The organism is Bacteroides sp. B1-V-101 (genome assembly GCF_023656585.1).
GTDB lineage: Bacteria > Bacteroidota > Bacteroidia > Bacteroidales > Bacteroidaceae > Bacteroides > Bacteroides thetaiotaomicron.
In genome coordinates this window covers 1-21,974 of the sequence record NZ_JAMOKH010000064.1, presented here as the reverse complement: position 1 = coordinate 21,974, position 21,974 = coordinate 1, and the positions used below count along the sequence as shown (strand labels likewise).

Here is a 21,974-nt window from a genome sequence, read left to right as displayed (position 1 = left end):
CTCCAAAGAACTCTAATAATACTCTAACGAAAAACAAGAATATAAATACAGAATCACTATAGCTTTGTTCGATTTGCTATAGCGATTCTTTTTTATACGGGTACTTTATCGGGGGCTTACATTGCATCTTGCCTGCAAACAGGGCTGGAAGTGTGAAACAGCGGGGCATATATGAATGTGGCTGAAGCAATAGCTTTTATTTTGTCTTGAAGTTCAACGGTGGACAAGTAGCTACTTCAATCTTTATCTTTATTGACTTCTCTGTTTGGGAAGCCTTTAGTTATTTAATATGCCATCTAAAACGCATAAAAGTGGATGTATCATAATGGTTTGTCATGGCGACTCGAAGTTTTACAGTCATAGCATCAACTTTATCCGCACATTCATCTTCCATATCGAACAGTTGGCGTTGTTTCTGACGTAATTGCTTTGCTATTTTAGCTTCGTTCTCCTGAAGTTCAAGTTTCAATTTTGCATTTCGTTCTTTACGAATTTGTCTTTTCAAGGCTTCATCTTCCTTGCGAAGAGCAATAACTTCATTCTCTAGTGAGTAAACTTGATCTTCTGCCCAAGCTTGGTACTTATCAATCTCAAAACTAACGTATTCTTCAGATCTGCTATAAACATCATGTTTCAAGTCATACAATTGTTGCTCATATGATTCGGTCAGCTGCTCTTCAACATTGTCTCCAGACCATTTCGATTCGTTAATAGCGTTTGCTTCAAACAATTTTTTAAGAAAATCTGGTGAAAGATTCTCTCCATCATCAGTTTTGCTACAGAAAAGAAGATGTTCATGTGAATCTAATTCATTGTAAGCCTTTACTTTATATACGACAGCTACACCTGATTTTCCCTTATACTTTTCCAGCAAAACTTGTCTAGAGGATAAATTGTCTACTTCAAATTCAATACTAGCATCAGGAACAGGGGTCTCTAATGCTCTGCTTATAATATATTCGCCAAGAGGACGCGTTACTCTTAACTGATGAAAATCTCCATGATCTTTGTTTAATATGTAAGTACCAGAAGGTATATTGCTTTTTAGTGATACAGGTAAAACAAAAGTAAGATTTTCATTATCAATGTCAGTAATTGAATCTTTCAAAACACTCTTAGCTAGTCGCCAAAAATGACGATTATAAGAATTTACTCTATCACGATCTTCGCTTTGTCGAATCTTCAGCTTATCAACAACCTCTTCATCAAAATTTTCAAGTAAAGACTTTTTGGTATCTTTAATTCGTTGTTGTATAATCTCTTCCAATTCAGACTGAAGTTGATTAAATGCAGCCTCAATTTCTCTTTCTGTACGACAAGTTTGGTAAATATGATTAAGCTTCTTCTCAAAATCAACTCCAGACTCCAATGAGCCTAAGACTTCGTCACTACTACCAAATACGCCTTCAAAAAGATTAAACTTTTCATTCAGCAATTCATAGACTCTACAGTCTGCGTAATTCAACTGATTTACAAAATTCACTACAACCACATCGAATTTTTGTCCATATCTGTGGCAACGTCCTATTCGCTGTTCTATTCTTTGAGGATTCCAAGGCATGTCATAGTTGACAAGAAGTGAGCAGAATTGCAGGTTGATACCTTCAGCACCTGATTCTGTTGCAATCATGATTTCGGCATCTGTCCTAAAATGGTCAACCAATGCTTGTTTTCTATCTATAATTGTTCTTCCTGATATACGTTTAGAACCTGCATATAGAGATAGCCATTTTCGATAGATGGATTTAGAATCATCATCATTGTTTGAGCCATTAAAGCAAACGACTTTTCCTTGGTATCCGTTATTCTGAAGGAAAGATTTTAAATACTCTTGAGTTCCACGACTTTCAGTAAAAATTAAAGCCTTTTTGGGTGCTCCAAGCATCTCATTTTTATGGAATGTCTTTTCTAGAGCAACGAGTAATTGCTTTGCCTTAGTCTCATTTACAATAGACTTTGCCTGTTCCTGATACATACGTAGTTCAGCTATCTCCAAATCAATCGCATCGGAAATAGCAGGATTCAGTCCTTCGTTGATTTCGTCTTTCTCTTCATCGAGTGTTACTTCGTAGTCGTTTTCTACCGTTGACATGGCCGATAACAATTCACCAGTAACTTTGTAATGTTCTAGTCTTTCAACAAAACGCTGTAAAGTAAAACTTAACGCATATGCAGAAGAAGACATTATCTTTCTGACAATTAATGACAACATAGGTCTTACCTTCTCAGGAATGCCATATGTTCCTGGCCTTTGAAGGTATTCGCTTATATTTTCATACAATTGTACTTCTTCAGGAGAAGCTTCATATTCTTGTACAAATGCAGTTCTCTTAGTGTAGTTGACATATTCTTTGACCTGTTGACGCAGTGTTCTATGTACAATATGAGACAGTCTACCTTTGAGTTCTCCAAACTTAGCAGAGTCTCTGGTAGTAATCATATTGTACTGCTCATTAAACGAATCAACTGTAGAAAAGAAATGTGGATCTATAATGCTTATTAAGCCATATAGTTCCTTTAGGTTGTTCTGTAATGGCGTTGCAGTTAACAAGATCTTTTTATAATGCTTAAAGGTATTCATCATTGTGTTACCAATGATATTACCCTTTTTGTAAACATTACGCATTTTGTGAGCTTCGTCAAATACGACCAAATCCCAATCAACCAACTGAAGTTTTTCTGAATGCTTTATTGCGAAATTATATGAGCAGATTATGATATGTCTACCATCTTCAAAGAAATTAGTGTCCAACTCCTTAATTTCCTTATAGCTTTCATTTTCGAGAATCACTGATGGTAAGTAAAATTTCTCCATCAATTCCAGATTCCACTGGTTTCTCAGAGATGCAGGAACAACAATAATAATTCGCCTCTTATGTTCTGCCCATAGTTCTGAAAGAATAATGCCAGCTTCAATAGTTTTACCCAAACCAACCTCGTCCGCTAAAATAGCACCTTTACTTAGTGGAGATTTGAATGCAAACAAAGCTGCTTCAACTTGGTGAGGATTCATATCAACTTTAGCTTCTGACAATACGCCAGTAAATCGACTATCGTCACTGGTCGATTTCTTATGCGATAAATCCCATGCATAATAAAGTTGTTGAGCAGGAGTTATACTATTTTTCATCTTACTTCTTTTCTATCTTAATAGAATATTCTGGTGACAATGCATCGAATTGTTCAATCTTTGCGCCTCTCCAATACTTCTTGGCTATTTTCAAACAATCCTCTTTGAGTCTTTCGTCAATCATAGGATTTGCTTCTTTACCATAAATATCTCTTATTCTTTCATACGATTTCTGCAAATCCAAGTCGTTTAATGATATTCGAACTATATGGTATTTCTCATTGGGATGCTTTTGCATAAAAGTATTTTGAGATTTATGTAAATAGAATGGAGCAGTACCATCTTTAAGACTATACAATGTTGTTTTAACATCGACATAAATCCTGTCTGTAATATTATGGAAGTCATAATCTCCAATACCTTCTATTGCAGCATACTTATAATCCTTACCTTGAGCCAATAGATATTGCTCATAAATAAGTTCACCAATATATCCAATTGTTTGACGAACTTGCGACTCTTGAGTTTCATCATCAACCTCTTGCATTTCATGAAGAATTTCTAATATCATGTCTTTCTTATCAGCAAGTTCCATCAATTCATCTGCATCAAATGATTCAGCCAACTCTTTAATATTGTCAAGTTTATCTTCATCGACCTTTAAGTTCGCATCATTATCACCTGTATTACTAATTGATTTTTCTAAAGTTTGAACTATCGTAGTGATATCTATTCCTTTTTCTTCTGCAATTTGCTCAAGTTTTTCCAATTGGTCTACATATAGTCCTTGCAATACAATAAAAGGTTGCTGGAAGAACTCCATATCGGCAATATGTTTCTCTATCATCTTTATTGCAGAGATTTTTTCTGCATTAGGATATTGAACAACTACCAAACCATTAGTGTCATAACCAAATTCCTTGTTATCTATTGCTTTTGAGAAAACCTGTTCCCTATTTTTGAGCATTGTAAAGTTTATACCAATAGGTTTCTTTGATGTTTTAATCAAGATACCTCTAGATTCGGGCATATTCTTCCAAATCTGATATGGTTCTGTTGCAATTTCATTATAATCTCCTTCATGAGCCTTAACAGAAACCTCTAGTTTAGGAGATTTATGTAGTTTATGTTTAGAAAGTAATTCTAATCCTTCATAAGCAAACACAACTTCATTTACAAAGAAATTCTGCACCTTCTTGTCATTCATCAACATATCCAAGAATATTGGTGTCCAAGAATAAATAGATAAGAAACATGATTCTTTATCATATTCTTCAAGAGTAAATGTAGGGCAAATAGAGTCAAGTGACTTATCACGACATTCGACATTGCCAGTATACCTTAAGAATACCATGTTGACAATGCCTTCTGGTAGTCTATCGATTATACGTTTTATATTCTTGTAGGCATTATCACCATAAACGTATATAAGTTCAGCATTCAACAACCAGTTTATTGTTGATTCAGTTTTATCTGGGTCTTCAAAATCAGGAATAGCTATAGCTTCTTCGTTATCACGAATGAGTCTTCTTACAGAAATGTATGATTCACTGTCGGTTCTGATATTTTCAAACAAATTGATAGCATCAACATTCTGTTCCAACCATTTCTGCATTTCGTTGGGAAGCTTTTCTTCGTCATTAAGTAAAGATTGCTCTGCAAATACTTGGGTCTCTGAATCAAAATCAGAAATCTTGAAATACTCATCAAACCCTCTATACTGGTTAGTCTTAATCATTGTCAAAGCCTCGCTAAGACTCTCTTCTTTACCTATTTCAAGATTGTAATAATCAGGCTCATCATTAAGTGAATAGTCAAGACAGAAGCGGAGTTGTTCTATTGTGAGATGTTTATCTTTTATCTCGTCATAGATTTCTTTGCAAGAAACGTTCTCCTTCTTGTCTCCATAAAATTGTTCCTTAAACCACTCTGCATCATTATCTGAAGGAAGACAATCCAGAAATGAATCGATATGTTCATTCTCTTCTTGATAATCACCATTTAAGGCATACAGACTATACTCATGATCATAAGCAATGAAAACACTATCCTTTATTGTCTCTGGAAGTCCTTCATTATTATGTCTGATACAATTAAATATGGTTTTTCTAAATTCATTCTCTTCAGTATCACGTGACACGGCAAATTTAATAATCTGCCAACGAATATCAGAATCTGTAATCTTATGGTCGATAGATATTATAGACAACGAATTGATATAATGTTCCACAACAGCAGAGTTACAATTTCTGATAAGGGGGAATATTAGATTCTTATCTGAAATCTTATCTACAACAGAATTTGCAAAGTCGTCACGAGTGATATTGAAAGCATTTGTATCTGATGGAATAAGAGTTTGTACCTTTTGAGGTATATAGTAAAAACCTATCTCTAACAAAGCACTTCTCAAATCCGTGTCAAGGTCATTAGTATAGTTTTTCCCACCATTAAGGGCCTGAACTATAAAGCTATTATCATTACCTGTAACCCTGTATTTAAGCAAGAATCCATCAGATGATATCTTCGACAAAATAGCCAATGTATCAAAGTCTATAAACTGATTAGGGTCAATCAAGTCGTAGACATATAAGGTATTCATCATGAATGGTGCAGAACTCAATACCTTTTCGTACTTATATGGCACAAAATTATAATCAGAATATGAAGCTTGAAGCTTTTCATATTCTGATTCAGATAACTTATCGAAGTTTTCTACATTCTGACATGATTCATCTGTAGGTTTACCATCCTTGTCAAGATATAATCTAAGTAATGAACCTGCAACAGATGTTCCACCTACCTTGTAAGCATTCTGTATATCTCTTAGATATGCATCTGTGTTGTCGCCCCAGCCATCTTCTTGCTTTATATCATCGAAATGATTTACGATCCAATTCCATAGTGCAGTATTGTCGCCTTGTTTGTCAATAAGCCAATCTCGCTGTTTAATACATTCAGGTATGCTACCTTTGATGCGGAAATTGTCAAACAAAATAGTCCCGTCCAAACGCTCTTCAAACAGTTCAGAGAATGGCAAATAATCACCACGCCAGTTCTGAAAAACAGTGATTCCATTTATAATTTCATCTTCGTAATCAGATTCATTTTCAGCAATCATACAGAGCGTTTGACATACAGCATCTCTGCCCATAGAAGTTTCTCTCAATTCTGCAAGATTTGCTTTTATCTTACCGAAAAGATTTGAATAATCATCTTCATCATATTCCTCACACATAGGTTCTACTATATACTCTTGACCTACAAATATTGGTTGTGTCGTCTGAGCCATATAGTAAACATTGATATCGGACTTCAATTCCCCCCATGAATATAAATTATTCTCATTTGAACGGAATAATTGTATTGTTTCAATATCTGAGATACAATCAAGACAATTGGTATGGAATAGTCTATAATCCTCCTTAGACATACACTTTATCCATGCGGACAATTTTTCCATGTCTGCCATTTGAAGCATCTCAGCAAAACGTAAAACACGAACCTTTTTATCAAAGTGGAAAGAATATTTTTTTCTGCTTTCATTGTCAATCCAATGTAAATCAGTTATACCAATATCTTTCAATAAAACATTCGTTTCCTTTTCTTCCTCACATACTTGTTCAAAAGGTACGTAAGTACCCTCAGATGTATAAGCATATTTCTTCAAGAATGGACGAATAACATCATAGAATGCTTTACGGATCTTCTGTTCATCTTCAGAGTTATCTTCTGGGCGTGACGATATCAAGGACTGATAGATATAATCAAACTTTTCTCTATTTGTAACCAAAAGCGACTTCAATTCATCAACCAAATGTGTATAGGCAAGACGCAATTGATCACAAGTTTTTTCTGTATCGCTTATACGCTGACGGCTATCATCTACCTCTAAAATCTGGCTGTCCAAAATAAAACCAAATCGATATTTTGTTTGTAGAATAGGCAATCCCTTAAAGAAGTTAACCACATTTTTTTCAGCGAATATTGGATTGAAAGCAAAGTGATAATAGAATTTATTCCCTTCTTCTACAAAATCAACAAATAACGAACTAACAGGATGCTGCTCTACTTCCTTACCCATCACATATATATGTTTAAGTGATTTGCCTACATTACGCTCTTGATCAGCTGTAATAGAAGCAAAAACGCCTAAACGTGCACGAACATTCTCAAGGTTGTTTTCTTCAATGATCGCATCATACTTACCCTTTCCTAAGGGTATAATTAAAGCCGTTCCCCTAGTCAAGAACGATTTATTTCTTGGTGGATCAACTAATTCATTGAATGCCTTAATTGCTCTTTGAGCTTCTTCATTGCTAAATCTTTCTAAATCTTGACCTGGTGCTATTGGATAATAGCTCATAAGAATTTTCGCAAACAGTATATGGTTCTCTACATCGTCTGCTTGAGCAGGAATCCACTCATCATCGTTAATAAGCCAAGCATCCAACTGGGACATATTGTGCCAACTAACAAGATATGGTCCTTTTTTGTTATTAATGATGGCATCTTTAAGAAGTTCTTCTGTATTGACGTTATGATTTATATCTGCCAAAAGTGTATAAAGCAACTTGGAACCTTGACCATATTTACCTAGTTTGTCATCATCGTTTAACTTCAAGGATTTACCTTTTGCCAAAAAATTATATAACTGACCATCTCTAGGCTCTTCGCCTTCAGGAAGATCAAAAATATTGAGGTCTGTAAAGAACGGTTCTCCGTTATTTAGTACTATCAAGAACTCTTCATTAGCATAGAAGAATAAAAAATCTGCACTTGCATCATACGCATTCTGCACAAATTCATAGAACAACTGTTCTTTTGCATTATTTGCAAAACTGGCTGCACCTGTTATGAGAGCATCGACTTTTTGTCCCTGCCCACTCATCATATTCAAAAAGTATTCTTTATTCGAACCTACTAGTTCAAGGGTTTCATTACCTTTTGAAATTGATTTTATATATTGTCTGAGGTCTCTTACTTTCATAATTCCTCTACTTTATTTGATGTAAGGGATGATTTGAATGATAAATGTTTTGTTGAGTTCTTCTTGGCCTGGAGTATTGGGATATCTACCTTGACCACCAAAACCCGAACCAGAAATAAACACTTCTCCATTCATTTCTTGAATGGATTTAATTATCCCATTTTGATTCCAAAGATTATATAAGCTCAATGCACGTTCATAGCTACGAATTTCCATTGTGTGCCATACAGCTCTATCCGCTGCTTCATTTGCTTCCTTGGAACCTTTGTTCAAATGTCTGGCTGCTCGTCCTTCTATTATGATTTTGAAAGAGATGTTTACAGACTCTTTAAATTTGGACAAAATTTTGTTAACCAACTCTTTTCCCGCTTCTATAAAAATTTCTTCTTTATCAGCCGGGATATTTGACAAATTAGGTTCAAACATTATATCTGATTTACACTCAAATCTTTGATATTGCTCATTATAATGGAAATACTCACTTACCAATGACTTTTGTGCTTCGTTGAACTCTCGAATCATTCTTGATTGTTCAATGGTGACTTTTATACTACCACCATCACCACCAATAGCCCCTGTCACCTTAATGTAGCCATACCATGCAACAAGACTGGTTATGATAAAAACAACCAGAAACCCTGACATTAAATCTGTATAATTCTGCCAGAAATTATGCTCGTCACCTTCGTTTTTAAAATTCAACTTACTCATTTGTTGGTGATTCTATTAAGTTGACTTTCAAGTTTCTGAAGAGTCTCAATTGTTGTGCTGATTTCATTGATGTGAGAAATCAGGTTCTCTATACGTTCTTGCCTTTCTTCCATTACAGCAATGACTTCATCCACTTTTTCATTTGTGTGGACAACATGCTTCATGCTATCATTAATGGTCGAAAGCATATTTTCTTGACTCTCATTCATCCTATGAGCATTATTTACGGCATCAATATATGCTTGAGCTGCACTCTCATAGTTGCCCTTAATATTTCGGACATGATCACTGATGTATGCATAACTCTTTTCTAATGCTTCTACATTTGTGACAATTGCTGAACTGAGGGCATTAACTTCATCAGTAACAGTCTTCTGCAAGTCCGTTACGAATGTAGAAAGAGAATTGCGTAATTCAGCACTTACTTCACGATTCATAGATGTACTGCTTTGAAGCATTTTTTGATTTACTTCAGCATAAGCATCCTTCAAATCAACCATCTGTTGCAAGCTGTTTGTACTTTGTTCCTGAATCTTTTCATATTCAGCATTAAATTGTGCATTCATCTTTTCAGCGAAATCTGAGTTCTGATTAGCCAATTTCTCTGACAAAGCATTATAGTTTTCAACGATAGAAGTCAATTTTTCATCCTGGCTAGAACGTAAATTAGCCAATGCAGAAGTCATTTGAGTACAGAGTGATGTGATTTGTTCTGTCACATTGTTAGATACAGACTGTAACTCTGTATTGGTCCCTGCAATCATTTGCTGGACATTAGTCTTTTGCTCTTCAAGCAGACCTGTAGAGAGTGAAGACATTTTATCTGTCAAAGCCTCAAGAGTATCTGCACATTTCTTGAACTGCTCTTCACCAAAGTCCTTAATATTCTGTTCAATCTGACCATGCATCTTAGTAAAGATATCATCCATTCTCTTTACAAAGTCATTGATAAATTGCTCAAGAATCTTACTTTGCTGGCTAATAGTAGTATTGAGTCGTTCATTATATACTTCATTTTTGGCACTTTGTTCTACAAGTTGCTGTGAAATCCTTGATAGAGATTCATTTGTTGTAGTTGACAACAGGGTAAGATTATACAAACACTCTTCAGGTGTTTGTAGGTTAATTTTCTTTTCCAATTTCCGGTCTTCATATGAATACCATATCTTACATCCTGCTGTTGCGATAAACGCAGAAATAAGACCTGCGATAGAAGATGTAAAGGCAGGTACCAAATTTCGAATTATGGTATCTATTTCAAGTGTATCCTGGTTGATGTCGCCTAATGAATTACAGATAGCCACGAATGTTCCCAAAAGACCTAAAGATGTAAACAGTCCTGGTAAGCTATTCAGCAACTGTCTAGATCTATTCTTATAGTATATAAATCCAAAAATTACAGCTATTACAATGCTCACAATAAACACCCCTTTACCTGTTAGTAAAACAGCGAGAGGTTCAGTTAACCATTTGAATTCAATTTCAGTCATGACTTCTATTTATTGTTTCAACTTGTTATTCTTTACTAATTATTATACTGCAAAAGTAATCTATTTTAAGGAGAACAGCTCCAAATCAATTTGCATAAAAAGCAAATTCTTTGATAAATTTTCGATGATTATTTTATAATTTCATCTATTTTTGCATTAATAGAACTTAGAAAACATGGATAATTGACTATCTCTAAAAATACTTGTCAGATTTGAGAGCGATTAAGTAATCTGTTTTACACTCTAATATGCCAATGCATATTGTAAATGCTTGAGACATGTACTATGAAAGACATAATCTTCAAAAAAGCGAAATCGAGTATTAGGAAAACGAATTTATAATAGTTCTTATTGTTTTTATAAAGTCAGCAATAAATAACAACGATTTACAGCTGCCTTTATAACTTTATCCTTGTATCTATCTTTTTGTCTATTTTTCTTTATTTCTATCATAAGATAGTATTTGCTTCTCAAAAACCGCTGCAAAACGTTCCTGCTCGCTTTTCGCAATTCCCAATTTCGTGGCTAATGTTCTCCATTCCTTAACTGCATTCAACACCTCACCGATGATTTGCCCGGCAGTCTCTTTCGGAAGCATATACTCTTCACAAGAATCCAACAATTCTTTCAGATCCGATTTATTGGTATAGTTGTTAATCAGCAGACTCTGATATTCGTTTAAGGTAGGATTCATGTCATATGCCGGTGACAGAGTCCATCCCTTGGCTGTCAGAAGGAAACCATGATTACGAAAATGGTCATCTGTGTTACCGATACAAATATTGAATGCCACCCTACGATACAGCTCTTTCAGATTATCTTCCACATTGGTACAGTTTTGAATGATAAAATCAACAATATCCAAATAACCATTACCTGTATTAGCATTAGCTCCATCATTCAACCCCAAAAGTGTCATGGCTGAAGCAAAGTGTATACGTTTACCATCTTCTCGTCTGTCAAATCGTCTGGAAAGAAAAGTATGATATTTATCATTTGTGGAGATTATTCTTGTTTCCGCAGCATTGATCCCAGCGTTTTTGGCCAAAAGATGAGAAAAATGCTCCCAAAGACCTGCATCATAATCATCCTTACGGGACGGAAACTTTGCTATACAAAGATTCTTGTTTTCATCAATCACACTAGCTTTTGGACGTGCTCCACCAAGAGAAGAACCTGGCTGCACCAACTGTGCAATCCATCGCATTTCAGGAAGTTGGTCCTCTTCTTCGCTTTTTTCTATTTCAGAACTGGCTGCAATCAACTCACGAATGTCTGTTAATGGAGGAATATGCAAGCTTTCACTTGCATTAATATACTCCCCATCTATGGATTCTTTGAAACGGAAACCTCCCATACGAGAAAAGTCCTCAATCCCGATAAGATAGTCAAATGAAGAAAGCCGACGCACCGGACGTTTTTCATCCTTTGCCAAAATCTGTTCCCTACGATTTATCAATGTACGTCCCCACCTGTCTGGAAGAGCATCAGAAAAGCATCCGAAAATATCCTTGCCGAGAGCCGTGTATTGCTGACCGGGATAGTTGTTCAAGTCATCACTAAGAAACAGACTTCCATAGTCCTTGAGCCATTCATCATTATAGCAAAATCCATAGCTGTCAGAGCCACGAAGGGATTCGTAACTCAGCTCTCCAATTAGTCTTGGTTCTTTCAACCAATCAAAATCAGCAAATACATAGAGTCTTTTCATACCTTATTCTTTTTTTGATGCCCTTCCCCTTTGTTTAAGACTTAAATCCTGTAATGCTTTTCCCATTGCATCTTCTTTTGCAAGCAGAAGAATATCATCATCTAACTGAAGCGCATAAAGCACCCTAAGATAAATGCCTATTGCCACCGTTGGTACACCTTTCTCTATGCGTGAAACCGTCAGAGGTGAACAGGTGGCACGTTCGGCGACTTGGGCAATACTAAGATTCCTGCGTAGTCTGGCCAGCTTGATCTGCTCACCTACTATCTGCATCTTCTGCTCCAATTTTCTTGGCAACTTGGTACCCATTGTACTTTTTGTCATAGCTCAACATATCATATAATATGCAAATATAGCAGTTTTACTTTATTTTATGATGTGTTACGGAGATAAATTTTTGAATTTATCCCTGTTGAAATCTGCTTTGTTCACATTATTGGGCGTTGGAGATATTAAATGCTACTATATTATTCATAAGGCTGATATTTTACAGATAACAAACAATATATTGTTTATAGAAACAAAGCAATAATTTGAACAGAAAAGGAAATAACACTTCCTTTTCTGTTCAAATTATTACTGCTAAGGCAATCTTAAAAAATAGCGACCGCTGTCACATAAGTCTGTTGTTTGTAACAATCACCGAAACATTGACCATGCAGCAACTGAACTATCTCAAAGCCCTTATAGCCGTAGAAAAGACCATCAGTTCGCCCGAAGTGATGCATCGCTATCAAATCGCTTCAACGACCTCAACATTCCGCTCAAAGGCTGCCCTTATCAAGAATGATATATTGGATAACAAGGCTGGTGAAATCTCGTTCCAGGACCCGATTTATGCCTATTGGTTGAAGACTGAGTACTTCGCAAAATAATCATAATACCTCCCTTGTTAAGAGCCATTTTTGTACCTTTTCTCATCAAAAAACGGCATTTTTCACAAGTTTTTGTACCGCACATTTTGATATTCAAGAAATTACACTTACTTTTACTTTCCAAAATGGAGGTACAAGCCGAGAATGGTGCTAAAAATCACTAACTTACACATTCTCAAACACTTGCCAACCTACCGGTTGTACCTTTTAGAGCGCTATACTATTGATAATCAACGATGTACACATGCTGCATCGGCAAACCACTGGTCTATCTTTATTCTTGCTTTTTCTTCAGGAGTCATATTCTTAATAATATATATTATCAGAAGTTTATGCTAAAAAACAAATTGATATTCAAAGCTATAACTTTACTCTTTCAATAATTGATTCGCTCTAAGGAAATTCACAAACGAATCAATTATTTTAGAATTACGATTAATAATATCAGTTTCAGTAAAATCACTATATGAATTACTTATCTCCGCCAATTCTACAATTTGAGAGCCATTCTTTTCCTGACCATTAGCAGTGGTAAAACCTTTATAATATTTTACTTTATCTACAAAGCGATAGTCGGAAGCTCTGATATTCAATCTTTTTTCAAGAAGAACCTTATTTCCAAGTATTTCTACATTCTGAGGATTTGATAAACCTTTTTCTTTATCCAGTCTGTTTCGTGCATATATATGTTCTATATCGAATTTGGTTTCCAATGACAATAATGATTGATTATCATATTGAAAAGCCCACCAAGTAATCATTGATTTTGTAATCGCACGACTATTATTGAATGCATAATTTGTTATTTGCGCACGATAACGTTCTTCTGAAAATTTGAAATCTGAGAATGTTACATCTTCTCCTCTGATTATCTTAACCATTTCTGCATATACAGGAGTACGCAAAGAGTTAACACCTGGATTAGTTATAGCATAAGCCCATATGAAAGCTGTTATACAATCCAAGAAACGACAAAAAGCATTTTCTTCTATTTCATCATTTTCATTACGATGGTACATAAAATACACAGAAGTGATATACGTCCACATTCCATTAGGAGCATAACTAAGTACGAACAAACGCTTTAGGACTTTATCTGAGAAACGTTCTGTCTCCTGATTGTTAACATCTTGCCAAAATTTGGCAAGGCTTACAAGATTACTCAATGTCTTTGGCTGATGCAAAAGAGGATAACTGCCATCTCCTTCATAAAACTTGCGCAAAGCTTCTGTTGTTGATGATTTTATCTCTGCAAGTGCTCGCTCATAATACATATATCTTGTAAACAATTCATCTAATGGTGTACCATAAATTGGATGAAACACTTCGCTAGTAATCTTATCTAGATTTTTCCACGTTTCTATAAACTCATCTTTTTTACTAAATGATGAATAATACTTATAAAGTTGTGCCTTAAAAATATCCGCATCAGAGAGAGGTTTCCCTCTATCATTCAAGGTTGAGAAAATTCTTAATGCTGTATTTTGTGATTCCGCCTCTATTGGTAAAAGCACACAGTTATTTAACACTCGTGCCGGGAAATATGCAAAATACGATGGATAATTACTTAAAAAAACATCTATCTTTTCAACGAAGAAATTGAAATTCTTTGCGTAACGACTTTTTTTGCCAATTCCTTGTCCATCTTTCAATATTGCAATAAACTCTTCTTTATCTTCATCCGTAGCAACCTGTGAATTGATTTTCAGAGCAGATGTTTCAAACTCTCCAAATTCATTAGCTCTCCAAATACATTTTTCAATATCCTCCTTCATCCGTTTTGAGCGAGGGTCTTTCATACTACCTAGTTTATTATAAAAAGCCCTTAACAAAAGCATAAGTGTCGTTAAACGTTGCTGCCCATCAATTACCTCCATTTGGTTTCTATTCTTAAATGTTACTATAGGACCAAGGAAATACTCTTCATCGTCAATAAATTGGTCACAGTCATCATTTGGGAAAGAGAACGAAAACAAATCATCCCATAAAGTTTTACACTCCATCTCACCCCACGCATATGGGCGTTGGTAATCAGGTATAAGGAAGTTGTATTTCGATTCTTGAAAAAGGCTTTTCACCTTTTTCTGTTCAATATTTAAGTTTGCCATCTTATTGCTTATTTTTATATTCTAATCAATTAAACTCAATAATAACATCAGAAAGGCTTGTATATTATTACCTATCTTTTTTATCGGTTATTAAGTCCTTCAAATCTACCTGCAATATCGATGCAAACTGTTGAAGTGTCTGCAAATTAGGTTGAATCCGATTGCAAGCATAGGCATTGACCATACTAAAACTCATATCAAGCTGTTTCGCCAACCACGTCTGAGAGATACCTTTTTCCAAAAGAACTGCCTTTAGTCTATTTAGCTTCATTGTTTGATACGATTTTATAATGCAAATGTAGTGAATTATATTCAATATCAGGATTGTTTTTGTACTTTTGTAGCTACATGAACCCCAACTTATAACGTGAAAATCAAAAAGATGATAAGAACATGCACATATTTGATGAATATTTAAATGATACAGATTAGGAGAAACGTGAACGAGCCAAATTATGGAGAGCTTCCATAGGCTTACAAACTGTCGATAATCTGCGTGTATCAAATTTTCTCATAGACACAGCTCGTAAACATATAGAGGGAGAAATATCAATGGACGAAGTTAGTAGAATGATAAATGAACATTATAAGAAGCCTAAAGAATCTTAGTTCTCTATTTTGTTGAATAAAAAGAATCCTACTCATATAAAATTTAGGACTGAACCTATACAATTAACACATAGCTTCAGTCTCATTAAACTACTCTCGTCTCTTTCTATTAAAGTCAGGATGAACAATGATGTTACTTTTGAAAGACCTAATGTATCCATAGCATTAATGGTGGAGCACAAAATAATGGATATGAGAGCGTACAGGTTCTAAAAAGAATAAAGTATTTATTTTCGGCATCATCCGCAAAAAGCCATCCGACAATGATGTCAATTCTGAAGATAACCACTACCTTTGTCTCAATTCAAAAACACAAATATGTATCTGACAAGTATGACTCACGAGGAACTGTATGCCGAAGTGCATAAGGACCTCATCGAAATATCGACCAAAGCAAATATGTTCATGGATAAGGTTCGTAAGAAAACAAAGAACATGCTGCCATATCCTTTGGCGACCCAGCGTATAACCCTCACCACCACCCGAAGAAATGTGTGGACAGTAGTGGGAAAACACAATTCATATATGCAAGGCGTAGGATTTCAGGCTTATGCCCCCATTATCGGCACTTCAAGCAATGGCTATATCCAAATGACGGGGTTCAAGTCCCGCGATAGGGTGATGCATTACACAGCACATTTCATGCAACGATATAAAGAGCGCTACATCGATCATTATCAAATAGACCGCAAAGGGGAAAACATATTCGAATACTTTGTGTATAACAATCCGCAAGTCTTGTATACTCGCAAGAATAATGGCGGCTATTTCATCGTTTCCGACCATGGTATCGCTGTAGCCGATTTCAGCGAAGGACTAAAACTCATGACCCATGTCACTTTTCTGGGAGATGATGAACTGACGCTAAAGAAACAGCTCATCTATGATGAGGAAATCAAAATCTACAAAGGGGCACTTGAGCTGAAACGGTTAAAATCAAGAAAACAAAAGGATGATCTCGTCACGATTTGGAATGTTGCCAAGAAGCATAATGCAGGTATTGAGATGGTAAAACGATGGTACCAATGGAATGGAGTAAAAGTGGATGAAGATTATCTTCAACAATGCATTGATCTCATTGAGAAATATAATGTCCAGTCACTCGATCAATTTGCGGAACTTATGTCCCGACAATAAAAAGGATCCTTATGAGAACTATCGAGCACGAAGCTGCCAGAAAGCTACGGCAGCCGCAGCGGCTACATTGAGTGAATCGACGCCGTGCGACATAGGAATACGGACTACATAGTCAGCTTCGGCAATCGTTTCCGGCGAAAGTCCGTCCCCTTCGGTACCCATCACGATAGCCAATCTGGGTTCGGTTGCCAGGACAGGATCATCAATGGAAACAGAGTTGTCCGTGAGTGCCATGGCAGCTGTACGGAAGCCCAACTTGCCCAAGTCGCTGAGAGAACCGTCCATCCAAGTCCATGGTACAAGGAAGACCGTTCCCATCGATACTCTGACCGCACGACGGTTCAACGGGTCACAAGAGTTACGTGTCAGTAGTACGGCATCAATTCCCAGGGCGGCTGCCGAACGGAAAATAGCACCGATGTTGGTTGTATCAACAACACCGTCGATCACGACGATGCGCCGAGCTTCCCGACAGACTTCTGCCATACTGCGCACCACAGGACGACGCATGGCACAAAGAACACCACGTGTCAGAACATAACCGGTCAATGTAGCAAGCAGCTCCCTGCCACCCGTATAGACAGGCACATTGCCACAACGTTCAATGATGTCGGAGGCATCGCCAGTGATATGTTTATGCTCACACAAAATGGCTAAAGGTTCATAACCGGCGTCCAGAGCTCTCTCTATGACTTTTGGGCTTTCTACAATAAAAATACCCTTGTCAGGCTCGATACGATTGCGTAACTGAGCCTCGGTAAGAGTACAGAATATCTCAACTCCGGGATGAGACAAAGAGGATATTTCGACAACAGGCATATTCTTATTTATTACTTTCGGTTTGACATACAATCGCTACCTTGATGACGCCGTCCAGCTTGTTTTCAAAGATACGATATGCCTCCTCAATCTCGTTCAACGAACAGCGATGGGTAATAAGAGGAGTGGTATCAATCTTTCCCTGTTCAATCAGACTGAGGATCTCAGCACAGTCACAGCCGTCTACACCTCCTGTTTTGAAAATCAAGTTCTTGCCATACATCTCAGGCAAAGGAAAAAGCAGAGGTTTGTCGTAAAGAGCCACAATCGTGACTATCGCATTGGGACGGGCACAGTCCCACGCCATCCGGAAACTATCTTCAGCCCCCGCCACTTCCAGAACAACATCAGCTCCGCCGTGATCACTGTTTTGGAGTACAAACTCCTTGCAGTTCTCAGGGGTCGTTATCAGCACATCGGGATAATGTTCACGGACAAACTGAATCCTTTCAGGAGACTTTTCACAGACAATGATACGCTTCGGATTCTTCAGCATCGAGCAGAGTAAAGTACAAATTCCGGTAGGTCCGGCACCAATGAGGAGGACAGTATCTTTCTCCGTAATCTCCGAGATACGAGTTGCCCAAAAGCCTGTGGCAAGGACATCACCGACAAAAAGAGCCTGTTCATCACTGACTGTATCGGGAATACGGTTCAGTCCTTGATCGGCATAAGGTACTCTGACATATTCCGCCTGCCCGCCGTCGATACGGCAGCCTAAAGCCCAGCCACCGTTGGGGTCGGTACAGTTGTTGACATATCCGTGATGACAAAAGAAACACTCTCCACAGAAAGTCTCGACATTCACAGTCACTCTGTCGCCGGGGCTGACTGATATAACTTCAGCTCCCACCTCTTCCACGACACCTACCATCTCGTGTCCGACTGTTATTCCGGGTACTGCACGCGGCACACTACCGTGTTTGATATGCAGGTCACTGGTACAGATACTGCCAAGAGTCACACGCACGATTGCATCCCGTGCATCCGTAATTTTCGGTTCCGGTTTTTCTCGCAATTCAAATTTTCCGTGTTCAATATATGTGTATGCAAGCATAATCTCTTCTTTATTTAATGAATAGATCCATTGCAAAGATAGTGATTTCAAAAAGAAATCGCATAGAACAATGGTATTAGCTTATCAATCATTTCTCATTCTTGAAAGAAAGCCTTACATTTGTAGAGAATACAAAACTTGTATCCCTTGCTATCATAAATAAAACAAAGTCAACAAATGAAAGAAGAACCCGACAGCCTGTCTGTCCCTTACAATTTTGCCCGTTGCTTCAACGACCAATGCTCACAAGCCTCCAAATGCTTACGCCACATAGCTGCACAATATAACGGAGCCGACTATCTTTATATCACCAGCGTTAATCCGACACGCTATCCTGCGGACGGGAATCAATGCGAATGTTTTAAAACGGCTGCAAAAGTTCATGTAACATGGGGACTTAAACGGTTGCTTGACAGGATTCCTTATGAAGACGCAGTCAGTATCCGATCACAGTTGGTGGGACACTATGGGAAAACAGGATATTACCGACTCTATCGTGGAGAACGAGGCCTTATGCCCAAAGATCAAGCTTATATAAAACAATTGTTTCGTAACAAAGGAATAAAAGAAGAGCCTGCTTACCAACGCTACACAGAAGAATATATATGGTAAGTTGCTGTCATCTGTCACCAAACGGGACATAACAGACTCATTATGAACGAATCAGCCCGTGACAGCAGGAGGTGATTGCATTGTGACAGCATTTTTGCCGTCACAATGCAATCACACATTTATTATTTGTTCCCGCTACCCGGTCACTAACTTTACGACATGGTAAAGCGTACCGCTACGTACATGTTTGGAGGGGATTTCCTGCTTTTTCAGTATTCTTCCAAATGAATTGACCCTTTTCACGGACATCGGTATCGAACTATTTCTCTGAATATCTTCCATAATCTCCGCCGGAGACAGCCACTCCCCTTCTTCAGGCTGTGCAGCACGAAAATACCGGAAAAACAGCTGTTCTTCCGGAGGAACTTGCTCAAATTCACGATTGTTTTCCATCATAATCTTTTCATCCTCCTGGTCGAACCAATAGCGTTCGCCATGTTCCAATTCATACATGGCTTGCGCGTAAAGCTGCTCATAATCTATCGGACGATTCGTGTCAATCACTCCCGTCACTTCGATACAGATAAAACGACGGCTACCGGAAGGATCGGTCAACAGGTCTTTTTGATTACTCGTAGCGATAAATGAAGCATACCGGCGCATTTCGAGCACGGCACTGGCATGAGGTTTCCGCATATTTACCACAGGCTTTTGCAGAATATGTTTCAAGAAGCCCTGTTGTGTCGAACTGACCTGATCAAATTCATCAATATTGATGAGCGCAAAACGATTGAGATAAAGTTCCGCATCTTTCTTTCGCGAGAAATCAATGCTGTCAGTATAATAGGAACGTTCCGAAGGTGGCATTATACTCCGGCAAAAGGTAGATTTTCGTGTCCCTTGCGCCCCGACCAGCAATGGCGAAACACTGTTCGCGTATTTTTTATCATACCCTCTCCAATGAGAAACCATATTGAGAAACCAGCGGTGAAACAAGTCTGTCCAATACGGATTCCGGCAAGGAACGGTGGCTGCCAATTCACGGATACGGTCTTTACCGTCCCATCCGGGAAGTCGATAGAGAAAATCCTCCAACGGATTGAATACAGGCACGCGATTTGAATAGATATAACGGCTGATATCCCTGTCCCACAGTGGAATACCCTCCATTTGTGCATCCAGGGCAATGCTATTCAGCGCCCGTTTGTCGAGAGGATTGAAACGAAAACGGAAAGACAGCCTTTCCCGATATTCCACCTCAGCGATTTGTGTGTTATAGCGAAATTCATAACGGCGTTTCATGAATTCTTCGGTCTGTAAGGCTAGCTGTTGCTCTTTGCTCAGACTGATATTTTTGCCGAAACCTTTACATTCGAGATATACGTTGCCAATCATCTCCCGGATCAGCACTTCTTGTTTATACATATAGAAATGAAAAACGGTACGTTTCACGACTTCTTCCTGAGGCAATCCCGAAGCAAAACAATTTTTGGCCAATTGTACGACCAATGGTTGCCATTTATCTTCCCGTAATTGGAGGCCTGCTTCACTAAGATCTGTATAAGCTTTCCGAAAAGCTGCTTCAAAAAGCATCAAAAAAGCATTTTCTGCATCATATCCCGGCACGGCACGAGTCAACGGAGACTTCTCTGCCTGCACTGCCTCCCTGAAAGTCGTCTCTTCGGGCATCGCTGTGGGCTGCGAGAGATAAAATTGCACGGAATTCGGACGATACATAATATCCGGATCATAAGACAATCGCGAATATTGCTCCAAAGTCGGCTCTTTGGGAAGTATATCGAACGGGATTTGGGGCTGATAACATTTCACGGCCAGCCGATAGGCGTGAGCGTGAAACAGTTCCGCCTCTTCCCGTGTTTTGGGCAGTGAGTTATCCGGACGAGTAAAAGTGGTCCATATCTTCACCGTTTTTCCACTCGAACCCATAAAAGCGCAACGGGTCTGCGGTTGTTCACTCGCTTTTTGTTTCACCAGAGCTATCTCCGATTTATTGGACAGGGGACCGACAGTCAGTTCAATAATACCATTGTACGCTTTCATCTGCTTCTGCCCGTTTACTTTTCTAAATTCTGCGGCAGGAATTATCTCGGGAAGCTTGTCGGCAAACATACACCGATCATCTGGAAGCATATATCTTAATTCTTCTCTGAAAGTGGAAACCGGGCGGGATTTTATCTCTGTTTTTACTTTGTTTACCAGTTTTTCAAGATCCAGTACGCTGAGCGCTGTTGTATCTCCATTTTTACGGAATAGGGTAATTTTCATTTATATAATAATAGGTTGTTTGTGTCAGCGTCTTCGTGTCGTTGAGACTGCTAAATTACTCATTATATCCGGGACCGACAAGAAAAAACGAAAGTTTAATATAGAAAAGGCTGACCCTAAAGTCGGTAGTATCTTAAACTCCCCTCCTTCGGGAAGGAGGGGTGCCCAAAGGGCGGGGTGGTAGGTAAGCATATAACTTAATTTATTATTATCAATTTACGTACTCACCTACCACCTCCCCCTACGGGTACTCCTCCTTCCCGAAGGAGGAGAGTTTTGGATACTATTGACTTTTTAGTCAACCCCATTCGAGATACTACCGACTTTTAGTCAGCCTCATAGAAAAGAGAAGACACTAAAGAAGCAATCTAAGCCGGGTCATGATAAGGTTATAGCACTGAATTAGTTTCGTCGCCTTGAAACCATAGTTTCAGCGAAGAGATGTCTTACCCTGGATTTGGTTGACTACTATAAGTATCAACTAAAATGAATAAAAGATGAAAAAGAGTGACATGACCTTTAGTCCTTATCAGCTTGAACTTCTTGGCGATTTCTATCGTTC

General features: G+C 37.8%; 14 protein-coding genes and 1 pseudogene. 3 read left to right on the top strand and 12 right to left on the bottom strand.

Going from position 1 to position 21,974, the window contains the following annotated elements; all coding sequences use genetic code 11:
- Nucleotides 1–124: 124 nt before the first annotated feature.
- From NBH01_RS25750 to NBH01_RS25720, 7 genes and pseudogenes are all read right to left on the bottom strand, one after another.
- Nucleotides 125–268: pseudogene (locus tag NBH01_RS25750) on the bottom strand (nucleotidyl transferase AbiEii/AbiGii toxin family protein); the annotation flags it as partial.
- A 12-nt stretch (nucleotides 269–280) separates the two neighbouring features.
- Entirely contained in the window at nucleotides 281–3,130 is a 2,850-nt protein-coding gene (locus NBH01_RS25745; protein WP_225694050.1) for an SNF2-related protein, read from the bottom strand.
- Nucleotide 3,131: 1 nt separating this feature from the next.
- Nucleotides 3,132–8,057 carry a hypothetical protein gene (locus NBH01_RS25740; protein ID WP_225694049.1) on the bottom strand — a complete coding sequence of 1,642 codons (4,926 nt, stop codon included), beginning with the start codon at nucleotides 8,055–8,057 and terminating at the stop codon, nucleotides 3,132–3,134.
- 12 nt (nucleotides 8,058–8,069) lie between these two features.
- The gene (locus NBH01_RS25735; protein ID WP_032591306.1) at nucleotides 8,070–8,768 is read right to left on the bottom strand and encodes a hypothetical protein; all 699 of its coding nucleotides are present in this window, start codon (nucleotides 8,766–8,768) and stop codon (nucleotides 8,070–8,072) included.
- Nucleotides 8,765–10,258: a MotA/TolQ/ExbB proton channel family protein gene (locus tag NBH01_RS25730; RefSeq protein ID WP_225694048.1), complete on the bottom strand. Its 1,494-nt coding sequence runs from the start codon at nucleotides 10,256–10,258 to the stop codon at nucleotides 8,765–8,767. The genes NBH01_RS25735 and NBH01_RS25730 overlap by 4 nt, the downstream gene beginning before the upstream one ends.
- A gap of 430 nt (nucleotides 10,259–10,688) precedes the next feature.
- Nucleotides 10,689–11,969: a type II toxin-antitoxin system HipA family toxin gene (locus tag NBH01_RS25725; RefSeq protein ID WP_032589318.1), complete on the bottom strand. Its 1,281-nt coding sequence runs from the start codon at nucleotides 11,967–11,969 to the stop codon at nucleotides 10,689–10,691.
- Between the two features lie 3 nt (nucleotides 11,970–11,972).
- Nucleotides 11,973–12,293 (bottom strand): helix-turn-helix domain-containing protein, encoded by a 321-nt coding sequence (locus NBH01_RS25720; RefSeq protein WP_032589316.1) that lies wholly within the window; start codon nucleotides 12,291–12,293, stop codon nucleotides 11,973–11,975.
- A gap of 209 nt (nucleotides 12,294–12,502) precedes the next feature.
- Here NBH01_RS25720 and NBH01_RS25715 point away from each other — a divergent pair, with 209 nt between their 5' ends.
- A complete protein-coding gene (locus NBH01_RS25715) occupies nucleotides 12,503–12,844 on the top strand; it encodes a hypothetical protein (protein WP_225678877.1) in 342 nt (113 codons plus the stop codon).
- A gap of 368 nt (nucleotides 12,845–13,212) precedes the next feature.
- Here the strand turns inward: NBH01_RS25715 and NBH01_RS25710 are convergent, their stop codons facing one another.
- Nucleotides 13,213–14,952, bottom strand: coding sequence for a DUF262 domain-containing protein (locus tag NBH01_RS25710; RefSeq protein ID WP_195380714.1), 1,740 nt, complete (start codon nucleotides 14,950–14,952; stop codon nucleotides 13,213–13,215).
- 67 nt (nucleotides 14,953–15,019) lie between these two features.
- Nucleotides 15,020–15,223: a helix-turn-helix domain-containing protein gene (locus tag NBH01_RS25705; protein ID WP_055217103.1), complete on the bottom strand. Its 204-nt coding sequence runs from the start codon at nucleotides 15,221–15,223 to the stop codon at nucleotides 15,020–15,022.
- Nucleotides 15,224–15,879: 656 nt separating this feature from the next.
- Between NBH01_RS25705 and NBH01_RS25700 the strand changes: the two genes are divergently transcribed.
- Complete coding sequence (locus NBH01_RS25700) at nucleotides 15,880–16,698, top strand: hypothetical protein (RefSeq protein WP_103878114.1); 819 nt, start codon at nucleotides 15,880–15,882, stop codon at nucleotides 16,696–16,698.
- A gap of 18 nt (nucleotides 16,699–16,716) precedes the next feature.
- Here NBH01_RS25700 and NBH01_RS25695 read toward each other — a convergent pair whose 3' ends face one another.
- Both NBH01_RS25695 and NBH01_RS25690 read right to left on the bottom strand, forming a co-directional pair.
- The gene (locus tag NBH01_RS25695; RefSeq protein WP_195211335.1) at nucleotides 16,717–17,517 is read right to left on the bottom strand and encodes a TrmH family RNA methyltransferase; all 801 of its coding nucleotides are present in this window, start codon (nucleotides 17,515–17,517) and stop codon (nucleotides 16,717–16,719) included.
- 4 nt (nucleotides 17,518–17,521) lie between these two features.
- Complete coding sequence (locus tag NBH01_RS25690; protein ID WP_250700361.1) at nucleotides 17,522–18,574, bottom strand: alcohol dehydrogenase; 1,053 nt, start codon at nucleotides 18,572–18,574, stop codon at nucleotides 17,522–17,524.
- Between the two features lie 177 nt (nucleotides 18,575–18,751).
- On the opposite strand from NBH01_RS25690, the gene NBH01_RS25685 reads away from it, so the two are divergent.
- Nucleotides 18,752–19,186 (top strand): DUF6078 family protein, encoded by a 435-nt coding sequence (locus tag NBH01_RS25685; protein ID WP_055217100.1) that lies wholly within the window; start codon nucleotides 18,752–18,754, stop codon nucleotides 19,184–19,186.
- Nucleotides 19,187–19,321: 135 nt separating this feature from the next.
- Here NBH01_RS25685 and NBH01_RS25680 read toward each other — a convergent pair whose 3' ends face one another.
- A complete protein-coding gene (locus NBH01_RS25680; RefSeq protein ID WP_250700360.1) occupies nucleotides 19,322–21,412 on the bottom strand; it encodes a BT4734/BF3469 family protein in 2,091 nt (696 codons plus the stop codon).
- Between the last annotated feature and the right edge of the window lie 562 nt (nucleotides 21,413–21,974).